Raw genomic sequence first — 17,079 nt, forward strand, 5'->3', positions numbered from 1 at the left:
GGTTGTCTCTGACTTCCGGGATTTTTTTTGCCATTTTAATTAGATCGTGAGCATGAAAAATTGGGCCATTATATTGCTGGGAGCAATAACCCTCCAATCTTGCCAACCGAAAGAAGAGAATAACTCCTGGACTATTCGAGGAGAAGCTCAGGGTACCACCTACCAGATAACGGGATGGGAAAAATCGGAGGTTCAAAAAGAGGAAATAGATTCGCTGTTATTGGCTTTGGATCAATCCTTATCCACTTGGGTGAAAGGCTCCATTATTGATGATTTTAACTCTGGTGAGGAGGGAGCTCAAGTAGACCAACATTTTGCCACGAATCTTTGGGCTTCACATGAAGTATTTCAAAGAACCGACGGTGCTTTTAATCCCCTAATTAAGCCCTTACTGAGCTATTGGGGCTTTGGGCCAGATGCGCGCAAACCTGAGGAAGTGGATTCGGCAAAAGTGGATTCTCTCATGATGCTCATGGATTGGAATCAGCTGTGGGTTATGCATCAGGGAGATTCGCTTCCATTTACTGGCATTAAAAGATTTGAGAGCCTAAAGCTCCCCATAAACCTTCAAAAAGGTAATCCTGCTATCCAATTGGATTTTAATGCTATTGCTCAAGGTTATTCCGTTGACGTAATCGCCGATTATTTGGATGTGGCGGGATTGAATCACTACCTGGTAGAATTAGGAGGGGAAATGATCGTAAAAGGCCATAAAGAAGGTGGAAAAGACTGGGTGGTTGGTATTGATAAACCCGTAGAAGGAAATCAACCCGGAAATAGAAAGTTGATGGCGACCATTGCTTTGAAGGATAAAGCCATTGCGACTTCAGGAAATTACCGAAAGTCAGTGGAAATTGATGGAGTAAAGTATCACCACACCTTTGATCCTCATACCGGATTTCCTGCTCGTCATCAGCTACTCAGTGCGACCGTTATTTCGGAAAGTTGCCAATTGGCTGATGCCTATGCAACTGCTTTTATGGTAATGGGCTATCCCAAAGCAAAAGCGCTTTTGGGTCAAGATGAATGGCACCTTGAGGCGATGTTGGTGTATAGCGATTCAACAGGAGAAATGAAGACTTACCTGACACAAGGTCTGGAGAACCAAATAAAATACCTGGAAGAGTAAAAGTGCCTAAGCGGCCTCAGATTCTTTCTTGCATTGCTCATCAGGAAGAGCTCCACAGAAGCTGCAAGGTTTTCCTTCTTCGTTAAGAAAAGGACTGTTGCTGGCACAAGTTCCTTCGAACTTTCCATCCCGCTTAACCAAAATCTTAATGGCGATCCCTGCAAATGCCAGGGCTAACATGCCAATCGAAACCAATACCAATTTCATGGGGCAAAAATACAACAGAGTAGTCTTATATAAGGTGACTTTGGTCTCATTGTTGAATAGGGGAGGAAAGATTGAAAAAAAATGCCCAAAAATTTTTGACGTTTAAATTTATTTCTACTTTTGCATCCGCTTTGAAACACAAGCAACATTCTTTGAAACGACGGAGCAAAAAAAAATACTGAGCGAAGCTCAATTTTTATATATTTGCACCTTCAAATTTTGGCCCATTCGTCTAGTGGTTAGGACGCAAGGTTTTCATCCTTGAAACAGGAGTTCGATTCTCCTATGGGCTGCTAATTTTTTTAAAACAGTTTTGCATGGCAAATCTTAAATCTGCATTAAAGCGAGTTCGTCAAATTAAGACCAGAAGACTACGTAACCGTTACGTACACAAGTCCACTCGTAATGCTATCCGCGACTTGAGAAGTGAGACGGATAAGAAAGCAGCTCAGGAAAGCCTACCTAAAGTGGTGAGCATGATTGATAAGTTGGCTAAGCGCAACATCATTCATAAAAACAAAGCCGCCAACTTGAAGTCTAAATTGACTCGTAAGGTAGCCGCTCTATAGTTTTAAAAGATAGAACTTAAAAGGAACCCTTGTTGATAATATCGGCAAGGGTTTTTTGTTTTTTAGGCGCAGTAGTATTTCCTTTGTGGAAAGCCAATCTAAATGAAACAACCAATCTACCTATGGGCGAAAGATGATCGTCCACGCGAAAAACTTATTCAAAAAGGTACTCAAGCTTTAAGTAATGCAGAGCTAATCGCCATCCTTATTGGTACGGGTAGTACCTCCGAATCAGCAGTCGATTTAAGCAAAAGAATCCTATCCGAAAATGGCGGCAACCTGGCCAAGCTCGGTCGACTTGGAGTTTCCAATTTTGTTCGATACAATGGAATTGGAGAAGCCAAGGCAATCAGTATTGTAGCTGCCTTAGAGCTAGGCCGGCGAAAACGTCAGTCTGACGATTCGATTTCCGAAAAGATCCGTTGCAGCAAAGATGCCTATCATCATTTTTACTCCGATCTCGTCGATTTGAATTACGAAGAATTTTGGGTTCTCCTGCTCAACAAGGCCAATCGGGTTATCGGTCGGCACAAGGTTAGTTCCGGAGGTATTGATTCCACCATCGTCGATTGCCGCAAGATTTTCAAGGCAGCCATCGATCAAATGGCGTCTTCCATTATTCTTGGGCATAATCATCCCTCAGGAAACCTTAAGCCCAGCATCCAAGACAAAAAACTCACGCAAAAGGTCAAAGATGGAGCTCAGCTTTTAGGGCTACAAGTAATCGATCATTTGATTGTGGCCGGTAATTCCTATTTCAGTTTTGCCGATAAAGGCCTCATTTAATCTATGGTGGTTTCAATTTTTCGGATTTGTCGAGGGGAAGAATTACTTTAGCCAATCCATTGTAAATTCCCATAGTGGCTGGATATTCTTCAACGATATATGTATTTGTTCCCGAAGAAACGGAACGAATTCGCTATACCTTTCATCTGATCTTTCGTGAAATTCTAAAGGTGAATTTCGAACTTATTACTGATCGTGATGATTGGGATAAATACAAGCAGGAAGTAACCTTGGTTTATGATTATCAGCCCTTGGAAACAGCGCTTCACTTTGTACCACACGGATTGTTGCGTCAAAAGGGAATTAACGAATTCGATATTCAGACCGAAGACTGGGATGGTCTTCCCATATTCTTCCGGGTAAACGATTCAACATGGCCCTTCGATCCCTTTGCGGCTTCATTCTTTTTAGCATCTCGTTACGAGGAGTATTGGCCCCATCGAAAGGATAAACATGGACGTTTTCCGGCCTCGGAAAGTGTGGCTTTTAAGCGTCAGTTTTTGCACCTTCCCTGGATAAACCTGGTGGTGGATCGCCTGCAAAAACTTATTGAAGAGCGTTTTCCGGATTTTGCATTTCCGAGTAGATCCTATCAATTCTTACCTACGGTTGATGTCGATAATGCTTTTGCTTTCTTGGAAAAAGGCATGGTAAGAACTCTCGGGGCATTGCTTCGATCAGCTGTCACGCTCGATTCTGAAGATTTGAAAAATCGAATATCGGCATTGCTCGGTATGAAAAAAGATCCCTTCGATGTGTTTTCTGAATTGTTGGATTTACAGAAACAGTATGGATTAAAACCTATCTACTTCTTTTTGGTGGGTGATTATGGGATCAATGATAAAAATGTGCCTATTTCATCCAGAAAGTTTCAGGCTCTGATCAAACACATTAGGGATTATGCAGAAGTGGGCTTGCACCCCAGTTATGCTTCGTCTCAAGATCCAGATAAGCTTCGTATGGAGCTCAAGCGTTTGAGCCAGGTGATCCATTCACCGGTTCGGATTAGTAGAAACCACTTTTTAAAACTCCAATTACCTGGGAGTTATCGTGAGCTTTTAGATGCCGAAATCCATACAGATTATACCATGGGATTTCCAGATGAATATGGTTTTAGGGCTTCTTTATGTACGCCGTTTTCCTTTTATGATTTGGAAATGGAGCAGCGAACGCCTCTACAAGTGGTGCCCTTTTGTTTTATGGAAGCTACTGCCCGTTTCTACAAAAATCAATCGGTTCAGGAGGCCTTGGCTGAGTTAGAAAAATTGTTGGAACCCATCCGCCAGGTAGATGGCCAATGTTGTGTGCTTTGGCACAACGATTCATTGAGTGAGACCGGCGATTGGGTTGGCTGGAGTGGATTATTGGAAGAAGTCATCAAAAAAGCACATTCCTAATGTGGAAATACCTGCCTTCAGCTAATATTGATCGAGAAAAATGGGATGCCTGTGTTCAAGGTGCAAATAACAATTTGATCTACGGTTATTCCTGGTACCTGGATATTGCCGCCCCCGGATGGGAAGGATTGGTTTGGAAGGATTACCAAAATGTGTTTCCCGTTCCCGTTCGAAAAAAATGGGGACTAAAGTACCTGTATCAACCCAATTTCATTCAACGCTTAGAGGCTTTTGGTCAAACCGGTGGGCACCCCAGTTTATCGGATTTGAGGGCACTTCCCAGCGATATTGTTTCCATTGATTTAACTACAGGCTTTGCCTTGGAGAACACGAGTAGGGCTATGGCCAACGTGATTTTGGATCTAAAGCCAAGTAGTGATGATTTGATGAGAGGGTTTTCAAGCAATACCCGAAGAAACTACAAAAAGGCTCAAAACAAGAATCTCCAGTATACCGAAGTATCGTTAGATCATCTTTCAGAAATGATTTCCATTTTCCAAAAGTCCAAACCCCATTTATTGAAGAGCCTTCCCAAGGATTTCTTTGTCGATTTGCAGCGATTGGTTCATGAATTAGCCAAACGAAACCGGTTAGGTTTGATTGGATGTTGGGATGATAAAAAATTGGTTGCCGGTGCCGTGATTGCTAAGGCTCCAGCCAGACACACCCTATTGTTCACCGCTGCTGATGAAGCGGCCAGAAAGAGCGGAGCCATGCATTTTTTGTTAGGGCATTATATCCTTCAGGAGGCAGGAAGTGATTTACTTTTTGATTTTGAGGGAAGTACAAATCCGGGCGTTGCTCGATTTTATCTTTCATTTGGCGGACAAACCGAAACCTATTACCACACTCGGCGTAGGCGATTATTCAACCGTTCGTTATAAACTATTAATATCCTTTAAAAGACATTTACGAAACACGGTTTATTGTTAATTTTGGGCACATTTTTTTTACTATGAGGAAGATAACATTAATGGGTATTGCAGCGCTATCCCTGGCTTTTACGGCCTGCGATACCAGTGGAGATAATATCAGCACCGATATTGTCCAAAACCACAACACGGCCTCCGCGGAGCCTGTAGAAGTGGCTTTGGCGTCAATGGAGTTTGAGGATCAGTTGTATGATTTTGGAGAAATCACCCAGGGAGAAAAGGTTCAATTTACCTTTACCTTTACCAATACGGGTGAAAACGATTTGGTGATAGCTTCGGCTAACGGTAGCTGTGGTTGTACCGTTCCTGAATGGCCTAAAGAGCCAGTTCGTCCGGGAGAAAAGGGTGAAATCAACGTAGTATTTAACTCTGACGGCAAGGAAGGTAAAATGCACAAAAAGGTGTACATCAGTGCCAATACCCAGCCGAGTGAAAATGTGGTAGCACTTACAGGTACGGTTATCGCACCTCAATCTGGAGAAAACTAAATCATGCATTCATTTTTGTTACAGGCACAAGGAGGTACAGACATCACTGGTATGATCATGATGTTTGTGCTGGTTGGAGGAGTATTCTATTTCTTTATGATTCGTCCCCAATCCAAAAAAGCAAAAGCTCAAAAGAACTTTAGAGAGTCGTTAAAGAAAGGCGACAAAGTAGTTACCATAGGTGGAATTCACGGTCGTATTAAGGACCAAAACGATTCTACCATTATGCTCGAAACCGATGGTGGCGCTAAAATGCGTATCGAAAAGTCGGCTATTTCCATGGAAATGTCCTCTGGAGACGGAGGAGATGCCTCTGCGGAAATCGAGCAAAACAAATAACCCATTTATATGGCATTTTTGCGCATCAAACCAGGAAAGGATTTATCCGTATTCCTGGTTTGTTTGTTTATAGCCGTGCTGTTCTGGCTGCTAAATGCCTATTCAAAAGATTACACTACCCAGATCAGTTTTCCGGTTCGGTATGTCGATATCCCGGAAGATCAGATTTTAACTTCCAATCCACCTAAGGAAATCAAGGCAAGCTTGAATGGGTTTGGATTCCGGTTGCTTTCCTATTCATTGTTCAGCAGCCACGATTCCATTTCTTTATCCTTTTCAGAAGGTACTTTGCGTCCCAGTAAGAAGTACGTAAGCAGTTATCTGGATGGAAATACGATAGAAACCCAATTGCGAAGCGTGGTTCCGGGTGATTTGAACTTAGTGCGGGTTTACCCGGATACTATACGGATGGTAGTGGAAAGCGAAGTCTCACGACAAATTCCAGTTAAGCCACAGGTGGTTTTTGAACTGGATAAAGAGTTTTTTCTCAAGGGTAAAATTCAAGCTACTCCCGCCTATATCACGGTTAAAGGACCTGGATCTTTACTGGATAAAACCGATTCCATTACGACCGAAGTCATCGATCTCGGAGTTTTGGATAAAAAACTGGTTAAGGACGTGGCCGTGAAACTTCCTGCTGGATTAAGCTCTCAAACCCAACAAATAACCCTTAGTGTTCCGGTGGAGCAATACACCGAAGGAGAACTGGAATTGTTCTTATCGGTGAAGGAATCCTCCTTGGCAGACAGTTTGGATTTAGTATTGATACCCAGTAAGGTATCAGTAAAATACCTGGTCGGACTTTCCGATTTTAAAAAGATCAATGCCCAAATGTTCTCCTTTACGGTGGATCCAAACCAGGCAGGAGAGGGTAAACGTTTTTTGATCGTACAGCCTGAAAAAGTTCCTGAAGGGGTTAAATTGTTGGAATATTCACCACACAAAGTGGAGTACTTTATCCGAAATTAGATACCTTAGGATTTTACCCTGAAGTATTGAAGCAGATAGGCATAACCGGTGGAATTGGAAGTGGGAAAACAACCGTATCCCGCATTTTTCAATCCTTAGGCATTCCCCTTTATGAAGCGGATTCAAGAGCGAAGAAAGTTTCGAACAAGGATCCTGAAGTTCGCCAACAGATTATTCAACTTTTTGGAGATAAGGCCTACGATGGAGGTACCCTAAATCGACCTTTTCTGGCAGGGGAAGTATTCTCTCAACCCGATAAACTCCAACAGCTAAATGGCATTATACATCCCGCTGTAGGCCGAGATTATGAACAATGGGTAAGTTTCCAACGGCAAACTCCCTATACCCTAAAAGAAGCTGCTATTCTGTTTGAATCCGGATCCAATCGTTTTCTAAAAGCGGTCATTTTAGTAACGGCTCCGGAAGAATTGCGAATTCAACGAGTAATGGATCGGGATGGAACCAATCGCGAAGAAGTGCTGAAAAGAATGGCCAATCAATGGTCGGATGATAAAAAAAGGGAGTTGTCTCAATTCGAAATTATCAATGACGGCAAAAGCTCATTGATTAAGCAGGTGATGAATATCCACGAGCAAATTCTAACCTTATGAAAATTCTCAGCTCGGCTCAAATCAGGGAGGCGGATCAGTACACCATTGCCCATGAGCCCATTTCGTCTTTGGACTTGATGGAGCGAGCTGCCACCCAATGTTTTGATTGGATTCAGGATACCTTCAATACCAATCATGATTTTCACATTGTAGCTGGAATGGGAAACAATGCTGGCGATGGTTTGGTCATTGCCAGATTATTGCACCAAGCAGGTTATTCTTGTCGGGTAACGGTTTTAGAAATGACTCAGAAGGGGAGTCCTGATTTTGAAGCTAACCTCAAAAATTACACGGGTACCATAACTCGCATTCAGTCTTCTGACGGTTTGAAATTGAATCCGGAAGAAATTATCATCGATTCGATTTTTGGATCCGGGCTCACACGGCCCATTGAAGGCTGGTTGGCCGAATGTGTGAACCGGATTAATCAATCGAAGGCCATAGTGATTGCCGTCGATCTTCCCAGTGGGCTGTTTATGGAGCAGTCTGGTGTAACTGGAGCGGTAGTGGACGCTCAATTTACGTTAACCTTTCAATTGCCTAAACTGCCTTTTATGCTTCCTGAGCAAGCTCCTCTTTGTGGGGAATGGGTAGTCCTGGATATTGGACTTGATCAAGAGTTTATTCAAAAAGCCGAAACTCCTTATGAATTGACAACGGGTGAAACGATTGAGGCTATCCTCAAAACGAGAACCAAGTTTTCACACAAAGGCACTTTTGGGCACTCCTTGGTATTGGCAGGTAGCCATGGTAAAATTGGAGCGGCTGTATTGTCAGCCAAGGCTTGTTTACGAGCTGGAACTGGCTTGCTTACCGTTCGGGTACCCACCTGTGGTTATGATATCATTCAATCGGCAGTCCCTGAAGCCATGTGCGAGACAGATCCTACCGAAAGATGGCATAGTTACAGACCAGAGGGTCTGGGACGTTTTCGAGCCATGGCCATTGGACCTGGTTTGGGTACGGAGGAAGAGACTGAGGCCATGTTTCTCCAATTGATTCAAGGCAAGGATTTACCTCATTTGGTTCTGGATGCCGATGCTTTAAATCTCTTAAGTCGCCATACCCATCGGTATGAAATCATGCCGGCTGAAACCATTTATACGCCACATCCGGGAGAGTTTAATCGATTGATGGGCCCCAGTGAGAATGATTCCGAAAGGTTGGAAAAAGCCAAAGAATTTGCACGATTGACTCGGGGTGTACTCTTGTTAAAAGGAGCTCACAGCTGGATTGTATCTCCAGAGGGAAAAGTAGCTTTCAATTCCACGGGCAACCCCGGAATGGCCACGGGTGGTAGTGGAGACGTTTTAACGGGTATTATAACAGCCTTAAGAGCTCAAGGGTACTCTGCATTCGATTCTGCTCGTTTGGGGCTTATTGGCACGGTTTAGCCGGAGATTTGGCTATGAAAGTTACCGGAGGTCCCGGAATTATTGCTGGAGATTTAATTGATTTTTTACCAGCGGCCTTTCAACTGATGCAGGATTACTGATTACTCATCGTATACCTGAATAGGTTGCGGTTCAAAGGGGTAGGCGTTGGCAATTTCCTTGACATCTTCTTCGCTCAAATATTTCAAATCAAGGTAAGGATAAATCGAGTCTGCTTCCATGACGGATAAGATAAGAACCACTTCGTAAACCTCTTTTTGAGTTTCCAGGTCACTTGGGTGTTGATCGGTGTAGGAGCGAAAGGCCTTAGCCATGGCCATCCAGATTTTTAACTCCCGGTCAGGATCAAGATCCTTTTTAAAGAGTGCTACCCAATCTTCCTTCGAGGTAGAATCTACGTCAGCAAAGGTTTGCATCAAGTAGTCGATTACCAGATCTTGTTCGCCGGTGAGTTTTTCTCGAAGTTCCCTTCCCTGACGAATGCTATCACTGGCCATAAAAACAGGATCCTCCTGCAGTATAGGCTTGCTTCGTTCCTCACAACCCAAGAGGAGGATAGAAAGAAATACAAAAGAAAGGATGATGGAACGCTGAACCGACATAGTTAGATTATTGGGCAAAAAATGAACCATAAAAAAAGCCCTGTCGGATGTTCCAACAGGGCTTCAAATATAGATAAGGGGCTATTATTCTACAATTTGTAGTAGCTCCACTTCAAAAATCAAGGTAGTGTAAGGACCAATGTTTTGTCCTGCTCCACGCTCACCATAAGCCAAATCGTAAGGAATAAACAATTCCCACTTAGATCCAACTGGCATCAATTGAAGCGCTTCTTGCCATCCTTTAATCACTCCACCTACTGGAAACTCAGCAGGAGTACCGCGATTTACTGAACTGTCAAATACAGTTCCGTCGATCAAGGTTCCGTGGTAGTGAGTTCTCACTTTGTTCTGAGCAGTAGGTTTTGGACCTGTTCCTTCGGTGATAATGCGGTACTGCATTCCGGAAGGAAGAGTAACAACACCTTCTTTCTTGCCGTTTTCGGCTAAGAAAGCGGCACCTTCAGCTTTAGCTTCTTCAGCCTTACGCTGCATCGCTTTACCAAAGTACTCGTTGATGATTTTGTTAGCATCATCAAAAGAGATGGTAGTATCATTTCCAGCCATTACGTCCTTCAAAGCAGCTGCAAAGAAATCTGGGTTAAGAGAATCGATGCCCTGGCTCTTCAGGTTATTGGCAATACTGATTCCCAAAGAGTATGACAGGGAATCAATTTCTGTTTTCATTTCCATAGTTTGCTTGTTTTCGCCTTTTCCTTTTTTGCCTTTTTTAGCGGCAAACCCCACCATCGTGATCACACACAGGGAAAGAAGCAATAGCGTTTTTTTCATCATTTATCTAAAGGTTAGTAAGGTTGTTGTTGATTTGGATCTGCTTTTACGATTTCCAACAATTCAACGTCGAAAACCAAAGTAGCTCCAGGACCGATTTTTGCTCCAGCTCCACGATCGCCATAAGCCAAATCCGATGGAATGAACAATTTGTATTTAGAACCAACATTCATCAATTGAAGTCCTTCAATCCATCCAGGGATAACGCCTTGAACTGGGAAGGTAACTGGCTCACCGCGATCAACAGAGCTATCGAAAACAGTTCCGTCAATCAAGGTACCGTGGTAGTGTACACGTACTTGATCAGTAGCGATAGGCTTAGGACCATCTCCTTCGCGAATCACAGTATATTGTAGACCGCTTGCAGTTGTGATAACGTCAGGGTTTTTGCCGTTTTCAGCTAAGAAGTTATCACCTTCTGACTTAGCAGCACTTAGATTTCTTTCACGAATTTCATCCATGTACTTGGTAATGATGGTATTGGCTTGTTGCTCATCAAATTTGCCTTGCTCAGCCAACATGTCGCTAATTCCTTTAGCGATGAGATCGGTGTTGATATCAGTAATCTTTTGAGATTTCAACCCGGAACCAACACTTACACCGAAACTGTAGCTTACGCTGTCGGTAAAATTCTTGAGATCACTGGATGAGGTTGATGAAGAATCAGCGGTGTTACTTTCGGGGTTACAGGCCGCCATCATAACTGTACCTAAGGCACAAAGTTTAACGGTATTCCAAGTCATTGATAATTGCATTAAATAAATATGAAAAGCGCGAAGGTAACTTTATTTTGCGTACAGTCTGTCTTCCGCAGGGATAAACCTGTTAATTATCCTAACTAATTAAAAATGAGCGAATCGAGCTGCGAAATATTCGCACAATTGGCCTGGAATTATTTGAAGTTTCTTTCCCTTTTGATGTTTTCGTAGGCTTCCTGAATTTTCTGGAATTTCTCCTTGGCCGCTTTTTGATAATCCTCTCCTAACTGAGCCACTTTGTCCGGATGGTATTTCGTGGCCAATTTGCGGTAAGCTTTTTTAATTTCAGATTCGGTAGCGTCAGAAGACAAATTGAGCACCTGATACCAATTTGTAGAATCGGTATAGTACATCGCCTTAATGGAGTTGAAGTCAGACTGGTTTATACGGAGCAACTGAGCTACGCGCTCAATAGTGGCAAGCTCCATTTTGTGAACATGCTTATCTGCACGAGCTACCCCGAAGAGATACTGCAGCAATTGGAGTCTCAATTCGGGAGACATGTTTTGCGAAATCTGGTAGCATACTTCTTCCAGAGGAATATCTTGTTTTAGAATTTCGCGAAGGGCCAACAACATTTCCTGGGCCTTGTTTTCACCAAACTGATTGATCAGAAATCGGCGTACAAAGTCGAGCTCACTTTTTTTGATCGTTCCATCGGCTTTCATCACTGCCGCTGTGATCACCAATAGGCTAAAATTGAAGTCACCAGGTCGGGTATCACCGGTAGGTTGACGTTGAAGTTTATCAAAATCAAAGGTCTCACGATCCACCAAATGGCCCAAGGCCAATCCTATAATTCCACCGATAGGGCCCATAAATGCCCATCCCAATCCAAGGCCAATGAATTTTCCAAAATTACTCATGCTACAAAGTTGAACACTCTCATTGAATCCACCCGAATGGGAATGCGATTAAATGGAAAAAAAATCTAAAATCAATACAAATCCCAGGTGCCTTGGAGGAAATAGTGGTAAAGAACGGGATCATGAATGCGGTTCACTTTTACTGTGTCTTCCCTAACAAAAAGAGATTCCTTACCAAAAGTGCTCATAGACACAAAACACGAATCAGTTAGCCAGGAGGTGGGTAGATCATTCAAATTCAAATGTTGGAAGCGGTTCAAAGCTTCTTGGGAGGTCATGCCTTTGGCTCCAAGTACCCAGCCCCATTCACCCATGGTGGGCACATGGTTGTGGTAGGAAATAGTGCCAAATTCGCTGGCCCGCATCGTTTTTTCAATGCAACGAAAAGCCGCAGTTGCCAGGAAGGGGCTTCCGGCTTGAGTGACTAAAACCCCGCGTTGAGAAAGATGTTGTCGGCACAGTTGGTAAAACTCGGAGCTGTAGAGCCGGTTTAGTTCAACTGTTCTTGGATCAGGTAGGTCGATGAGAATCAAGTCGAAAATCTGGCTGGTAGTGTCCATGTACAAATACGCATCTTGGTTGACTACCTGCACTTTAGGATTGCTAAGGGAACCCTTATTGAGATCAACGAATAGAGGATGGGTACTCATTAACTCGGTCATCGCCGGGTCGAGATCTACCAGTCGAACGGACTGAATAGAGGAATGCTTGAGCAATTCCCGCACCGCACAGCCATCTCCGCCCCCAAGCACTAAGATCTTTCGAGGTTGAGCTGCCATCAATACTCCAGGGTGTACCAAGGGCTCATGGTAAAGCGGTTCATCCAATGTGCTGAATTGAAGATTCCCGTTGAGGTACAACCAAAAATGTTTTTTCCATTGGGTGACTACAATCCGCTGGTAAGCCGTTTGTTGGGTAAGTACCACGCGATCTTTGTAGCGACTTTGCTCTCCATATTGAATAATGGGTTCGGCTCCCAACCCTCCCAGTGTAATAACTCCAAGAAGGAGGATAGCACCGGTTGTATATAAGGTGCGGCGAAAACGGGTAAATTGTTGCCAAAGTATGAGAACCAAAGCCAGCGCTACAAGCAGATTCACGGCTCCCATGATAAAGGGCGTATAGGTGAGCCCCAAATAAGGGAGGCCAACGAAAGCAAAGAATAAGCCGCCGGCGAGACTACCGTAATAGTCCTTTTCAACCACCGAAGCAATGTTTACCCGGAGCTCTTCAAAGGTTTCATTGAGCCGAACTACCAGGGGGATTTCCATTCCAATTAGCAGACCGATCAATATGCTCAGACTATAGATGATGAGTCCGGTGTACATGGTATAAGCGGATGCTGAGTAGGCAAACAAGGAAGAAAAAGAGCAGAGTAGGGAGAGTACCAGCTCAATCAGGATAAAAGCGTGTAGCAAATCCTTTTTGATCCAACGGGAAATTCGGCTACCCAGTCCCATGGAGAAGAGCATGACCGAAACTATTAAGGTCCACTGAAATACGCTGTCACCCAGAAAGTAGGTGGCCAACGTGGATAAAATGTACTCGGCTACAATTCCCGACAGACCGGTCGCAAACAAAGCCAGTTTCAGGATGTTGGACCGCAATTTCATGCAAGGGCGAAAATCAGGTTATTCCTTTATTTTCCAAAACCGCCACCACGTGAACGACTGCTACGGCCATATCGGCCAGTAGAGCGCTGGGTTCGGCTTTGAACCTTTTGTTTGAAGTTCCCAGAACTCGTGTACTTGGAACTTTTGCTGGTGGTTTGATTGTACTTGCTGTAGGTGCCGTAGGTTGACTGCCCATTGGATGTTTTCGGCCCATAGTACCCACGATTTCTTCCGTAGTAGTTGGAGCGATAATCTCCATAATGAGAACGATACGCTGGGTAGGCCAACATGTGAAACATGCTCGAAAAGAACATGTACTTTCCATAAAAAGCCCAGAAGGAATGCCCTGAAGCATCGGTTTGCCAATGGCCGTAGCGGCTGTTACCAACATAGTTCCCATAGCCGGGAGGGGCCACCGTTTTGGACAAAACACCCTCATCATTCATAGACGCCACTTCCATACCCATGTCATTTTCATGCAGGGCGAAGAAGCTTTTTGATACTTCATACCATTGCGTAGTATCCTCTCTGGCGGTACTGTCAGGAAGATGCGTAATGATTTTGTACTGATGATGATACGATTTGGAAAAGCTTCCCTTTTCTTCCATATCGTACAAGAGAATGGTAAAGGGCTTCACTTTGTCATCGGTCAATTTTTTGACCATGATGTCAATTGGACTTTTCTCAAACTTCTTCTGATTTCCACAGGCAGCAACAACTACCAACAAGGCCATCAGGCTTATGGTTTTCAGGTATTTCATCGTATACCGGGTTTTGGTTTAATATTCTTGAACTGATCCGCCGATACCACTTTACCAATTGAAGCTTCAAATTCTTCGTCTCCCCATTGCTCCACAATCAGAACGAGTTTTTCTGATTCGTCGTAATAGCTCCAGGAGATAAATTCTTCTGATTCTTCAGGACTTGTAGTGCTAACGTTCCGGTAATAGCCAGAGGACTCTTCATCAAAATGATAGGTTTCACCTTCGTATTCATAGGATTCATCCGGAGATCCGGTCAAATCAATTTTGGTACCTAAGTCGGTGTCCAATTCGGCTAATGGCAGGTTGCGGCTCAAGATTATTTCCAGTCCATCGTCGTTTTCTTCCATATACAGGAAGGATTCGATGCTACCAGAGGTGATCTTAAATTCTGATGTAAAACACTCATTCCCCCAATCGTACTCGTATTCCTCTTTGACCTTCCACGTCTTTCCGTCGAAATCAAACTGGTCTCCCAGTTTTAGATCGCTCACGGTCTTTTCCGGAATATGGGTTCGGGTAAATTTCCTTTTGTCTTTATCAGAATTGCCAAACCAGCCCATGGGTTATGCCTTGTTATCTTCCAGGGTTGGGGCTTCTACCGTTTCCTGGATGCGGTTCAATTTTCCTTTTTCTGCAGCCTTCACGTTGCGATCAATAACATGACCAGGACGACTCCATTTCGGTTTTTCCTGCATGTTCTCAATCTCGTGCGATTCTTTTTGCTTCTTCACCGGTGCCTTTGGACGAATGTCCAGAATGTCGAACAATACTTGATCGTCGCTTCTTTCCGGGTTTGGAGTAGTAAGCAGTTTTTCTCCGGCAAAAATGGAGGACGCTCCAGCCATAAAGCAAAGCGTTTGAGCTTCCTGACTCATTTCAGTTCTACCCGCTGAAAGACGGATCACTGAATTAGGCAGAATCATTCTTGCCGTGGCTACCATTCTCACCAATTCGTGCCATACTACCGGCTGTTGCTCTTCCAGAGGAGTTCCCTCTACAGCTACCAGTGCATTGATGGGTACGGACTCAGGCTGAGGATTCAATAGTGAAAGTGTATACAACATATCACAACGGTCCTTCTTCGTTTCGCCCATTCCGATAATTCCACCCGAACAAACCGTTACTCCGGTTTTTCGAACGTTTTCGATCGTATTCAAGCGGTCTTCATAACCACGGGTAGAAATTACTTTTTTGTAATACTCCTCCGAAGAATCAATATTGTGGTTGTAGGCGTACAAACCGGCGTTGGCCAATCTTTTTGCCTGGTTTTCGGTAATCATTCCCAGGGTGCAGCATACTTCCATACCCAGTTCATTGACCTTTTCAACCATTTCTACCACCTGATCAAACTCTTCTCCATCCCGAACATTTCTCCAGGCGGCACCCATACATAGGCGAGATGAACCCTCTTTTTGTGCCTTTTTGGCCAAGGCTTCAACCACGCGAACGCTCATCAGATCATTGTTTTCAATGCCAGTAGAGTACCGCGCCGATTGAGGGCAATATCCACAGTCTTCAGAACAGTTACCTGTTTTAATGGAGAGCAGGGTACTTACCTGAATCTCGTTAGGATCATTCATTTGACGATGCACTCCAGCGGCCTGGAATACCAGATCCATAAGGGGTGTATCATAAAGCTTATATATATCTTCTTTCGACCAGTTTCTTTTAATTTCCATGCAGTTTTTCCCAGTTTCTTTGGATTAATACACTTATTGCATTTCCTCCAAATCCAATTGCATTTACCAATATTCGATTAATTGGGCCGGTTAGATTACAAGAATACAAAGGATTTTGGATAAAATATTGTTCGCTTAATATATTCACAGCCATTTCAAGACTGAGCATTCCTGAGGCTCCAAACGTATGTCCAATTTTCCATTTATTGGAGGTGAGTGCTGGAATCTCAGGGCCAAAAAGGCGTTCAATAGCGGTTCGTTCGGCCAGGTCTCCTGCCTTAGTTCCCGGTGCATGAAGCACTACGGCATCAATTTCATTCAAGGGTATTCCGTCGGTGGCTGCTTTCATGGCCTCATATAAGCCTTGGCCGTCTCTATCTATGGAAGTGTGTCCGTCGATAGATTCTCGTGCCACTCCGATTTGTTTTACGTAGGCCAAAACGTTTTCGGGTTCAGGATTACGTTCAAGTAGGGCCATGGCAGCGCCTTCGCCCAACACCATCGTGTTTTGAGTTTTGTCCCAAACCATGGACTGACAAGGAAATTCTTGAGTGGTGTCTGTCTGAAGCGCTTTGATGGCCTTCATTTGGGCCATGGTAAATGGCGTTAACGCCGCTTCTGATCCACCGGCCAGAAAATATTTCCCCTCTCCATTTTGCAACCACATACAGGCATTGACCAAAGCGTGGAGCGAGGTGCTGCAAGTAATGGATAAGGAGCTGTTGTAATGCTGGCTTCTCAAGTCCTGGGCTACCCAATAAGATAGATTTCCCAAGGTGGTAAGTGGAGAGGTTAAAGGATGAGTTTTCTGTTGCTCGTGCGTGAGAAATCGTTCGTGCTCACGTTCCCAGGTTTCGGTAGCGCCTCTTGAGGACCCAATAAACACACCACACTCCTTTCGGGATTCTTCGGTGAGCACAGATGCAGCTTGACGAGAGGCGTAAAGTGCCAAAAGAACCGACCGATCCAGGCGTTCGTAATTTCGGTTTTCGTCCCGAATTTGTGAAACGATCTTTTCTGTGGAATCTTCAAGCGAGCCTACCCAAAATTCTTGGTCATCAAAAGTTTTGCGAACCAAAGCTGATTCGCCATTTCTATAAGCTTCAACAATTTGTTCAGCTGTATGCCCAAGAGGAGACAGACTTCCCCAATTCCGAATCCCTATATTTTCAAATCGCAAGGTCAAA

The 17,079-nt window shown here is 43.9% G+C and carries 20 protein-coding genes and 1 tRNA gene; 11 read left to right on the forward strand and 10 right to left on the reverse strand.

What is annotated here, in order from left to right; genetic code table 11:
* Positions 1–52: 52 nt before the first annotated feature.
* The gene (locus tag KFE98_13670; protein ID UTW61062.1) at positions 53–1,129 is read left to right on the forward strand and encodes an FAD:protein FMN transferase; all 1,077 of its coding nucleotides are present in this window, start codon (positions 53–55) and stop codon (positions 1,127–1,129) included.
* Positions 1,130–1,135: 6 nt separating this feature from the next.
* Here the strand turns inward: KFE98_13670 and KFE98_13675 are convergent, their stop codons facing one another.
* Complete coding sequence (locus KFE98_13675; protein UTW61063.1) at positions 1,136–1,336, reverse strand: membrane or secreted protein; 201 nt, start codon at positions 1,334–1,336, stop codon at positions 1,136–1,138.
* Between the two features lie 221 nt (positions 1,337–1,557).
* Between KFE98_13675 and KFE98_13680 the strand changes: the two genes are divergently transcribed.
* The 10 genes from KFE98_13680 (at position 1,558) to KFE98_13725 (ending at position 8,821) form a co-directional block, all read left to right on the forward strand.
* Positions 1,558–1,629 (forward strand) — tRNA-Glu (locus KFE98_13680).
* A 24-nt stretch (positions 1,630–1,653) separates the two neighbouring features.
* A complete protein-coding gene (gene rpsT / locus KFE98_13685; GenBank protein UTW61064.1) occupies positions 1,654–1,905 on the forward strand; it encodes a 30S ribosomal protein S20 in 252 nt (83 codons plus the stop codon).
* Positions 1,906–2,007: 102 nt separating this feature from the next.
* A complete protein-coding gene (gene radC, locus KFE98_13690) occupies positions 2,008–2,691 on the forward strand; it encodes a DNA repair protein RadC (GenBank protein ID UTW61065.1) in 684 nt (227 codons plus the stop codon).
* Between the two features lie 74 nt (positions 2,692–2,765).
* The gene (locus KFE98_13695) at positions 2,766–4,088 is read left to right on the forward strand and encodes a polysaccharide deacetylase family protein (GenBank protein UTW61066.1); all 1,323 of its coding nucleotides are present in this window, start codon (positions 2,766–2,768) and stop codon (positions 4,086–4,088) included.
* Entirely contained in the window at positions 4,088–4,972 is an 885-nt protein-coding gene (locus KFE98_13700; protein UTW61067.1) for a GNAT family N-acetyltransferase, read from the forward strand. The genes KFE98_13695 and KFE98_13700 overlap by 1 nt, the downstream gene beginning before the upstream one ends.
* Positions 4,973–5,043: 71 nt before the next feature.
* Positions 5,044–5,508: a DUF1573 domain-containing protein gene (locus KFE98_13705; protein ID UTW61068.1), complete on the forward strand. Its 465-nt coding sequence runs from the start codon at positions 5,044–5,046 to the stop codon at positions 5,506–5,508.
* Between the two features lie 3 nt (positions 5,509–5,511).
* The gene (gene yajC / locus KFE98_13710) at positions 5,512–5,847 is read left to right on the forward strand and encodes a preprotein translocase subunit YajC (protein UTW61069.1); all 336 of its coding nucleotides are present in this window, start codon (positions 5,512–5,514) and stop codon (positions 5,845–5,847) included.
* A gap of 9 nt (positions 5,848–5,856) precedes the next feature.
* On the forward strand, positions 5,857–6,816 hold the full coding sequence (locus KFE98_13715) for a YbbR-like domain-containing protein (protein UTW61070.1): 960 nt from the start codon (positions 5,857–5,859) through the stop codon (positions 6,814–6,816).
* Between the two features lie 26 nt (positions 6,817–6,842).
* Positions 6,843–7,427, forward strand: a complete 585-nt coding sequence (gene coaE, locus KFE98_13720) for a dephospho-CoA kinase (GenBank protein UTW61071.1) — start codon at positions 6,843–6,845, stop codon at positions 7,425–7,427.
* Positions 7,424–8,821 (forward strand): NAD(P)H-hydrate dehydratase, encoded by a 1,398-nt coding sequence (locus tag KFE98_13725; GenBank protein UTW61072.1) that lies wholly within the window; start codon positions 7,424–7,426, stop codon positions 8,819–8,821. Before coaE ends, KFE98_13725 begins: the two co-directional genes overlap by 4 nt.
* A gap of 101 nt (positions 8,822–8,922) precedes the next feature.
* On the opposite strand, the gene KFE98_13730 is transcribed toward KFE98_13725, so the two are convergent.
* The 9 genes from KFE98_13730 to KFE98_13770 all read right to left on the reverse strand — a co-directional run bounded on the left by KFE98_13730 (position 8,923) and on the right by KFE98_13770 (position 17,078).
* A complete protein-coding gene (locus KFE98_13730) occupies positions 8,923–9,423 on the reverse strand; it encodes a hypothetical protein (protein ID UTW61073.1) in 501 nt (166 codons plus the stop codon).
* 84 nt (positions 9,424–9,507) lie between these two features.
* Positions 9,508–10,212: an FKBP-type peptidyl-prolyl cis-trans isomerase gene (locus KFE98_13735; protein UTW64711.1), complete on the reverse strand. Its 705-nt coding sequence runs from the start codon at positions 10,210–10,212 to the stop codon at positions 9,508–9,510.
* 14 nt (positions 10,213–10,226) lie between these two features.
* A complete protein-coding gene (locus tag KFE98_13740; GenBank protein UTW64712.1) occupies positions 10,227–10,910 on the reverse strand; it encodes an FKBP-type peptidyl-prolyl cis-trans isomerase in 684 nt (227 codons plus the stop codon).
* 194 nt (positions 10,911–11,104) lie between these two features.
* Positions 11,105–11,836: a TerB family tellurite resistance protein gene (locus KFE98_13745; protein ID UTW61074.1), complete on the reverse strand. Its 732-nt coding sequence runs from the start codon at positions 11,834–11,836 to the stop codon at positions 11,105–11,107.
* Positions 11,837–11,907: 71 nt separating this feature from the next.
* Positions 11,908–13,449, reverse strand: coding sequence for a polyamine aminopropyltransferase (locus tag KFE98_13750; protein ID UTW61075.1), 1,542 nt, complete (start codon positions 13,447–13,449; stop codon positions 11,908–11,910).
* 26 nt (positions 13,450–13,475) lie between these two features.
* A complete protein-coding gene (locus KFE98_13755) occupies positions 13,476–14,210 on the reverse strand; it encodes a hypothetical protein (GenBank protein ID UTW61076.1) in 735 nt (244 codons plus the stop codon).
* A complete protein-coding gene (locus KFE98_13760; protein UTW61077.1) occupies positions 14,207–14,773 on the reverse strand; it encodes a DUF4178 domain-containing protein in 567 nt (188 codons plus the stop codon). Before KFE98_13760 ends, KFE98_13755 begins: the two co-directional genes overlap by 4 nt.
* A gap of 3 nt (positions 14,774–14,776) precedes the next feature.
* Positions 14,777–15,892, reverse strand: a complete 1,116-nt coding sequence (bioB, locus tag KFE98_13765) for a biotin synthase BioB (protein ID UTW61078.1) — start codon at positions 15,890–15,892, stop codon at positions 14,777–14,779.
* Positions 15,882–17,078 (reverse strand): beta-ketoacyl synthase, encoded by a 1,197-nt coding sequence (locus KFE98_13770; protein UTW61079.1) that lies wholly within the window; start codon positions 17,076–17,078, stop codon positions 15,882–15,884. The genes bioB and KFE98_13770 overlap by 11 nt, the downstream gene beginning before the upstream one ends.
* Position 17,079 lies beyond the last annotated feature (1 nt).

The sequence above is a fragment of the bacterium SCSIO 12741 genome, assembly GCA_024398055.1.
GTDB lineage: Bacteria > Bacteroidota > Bacteroidia > Flavobacteriales_G > Salibacteraceae > SCSIO-12741.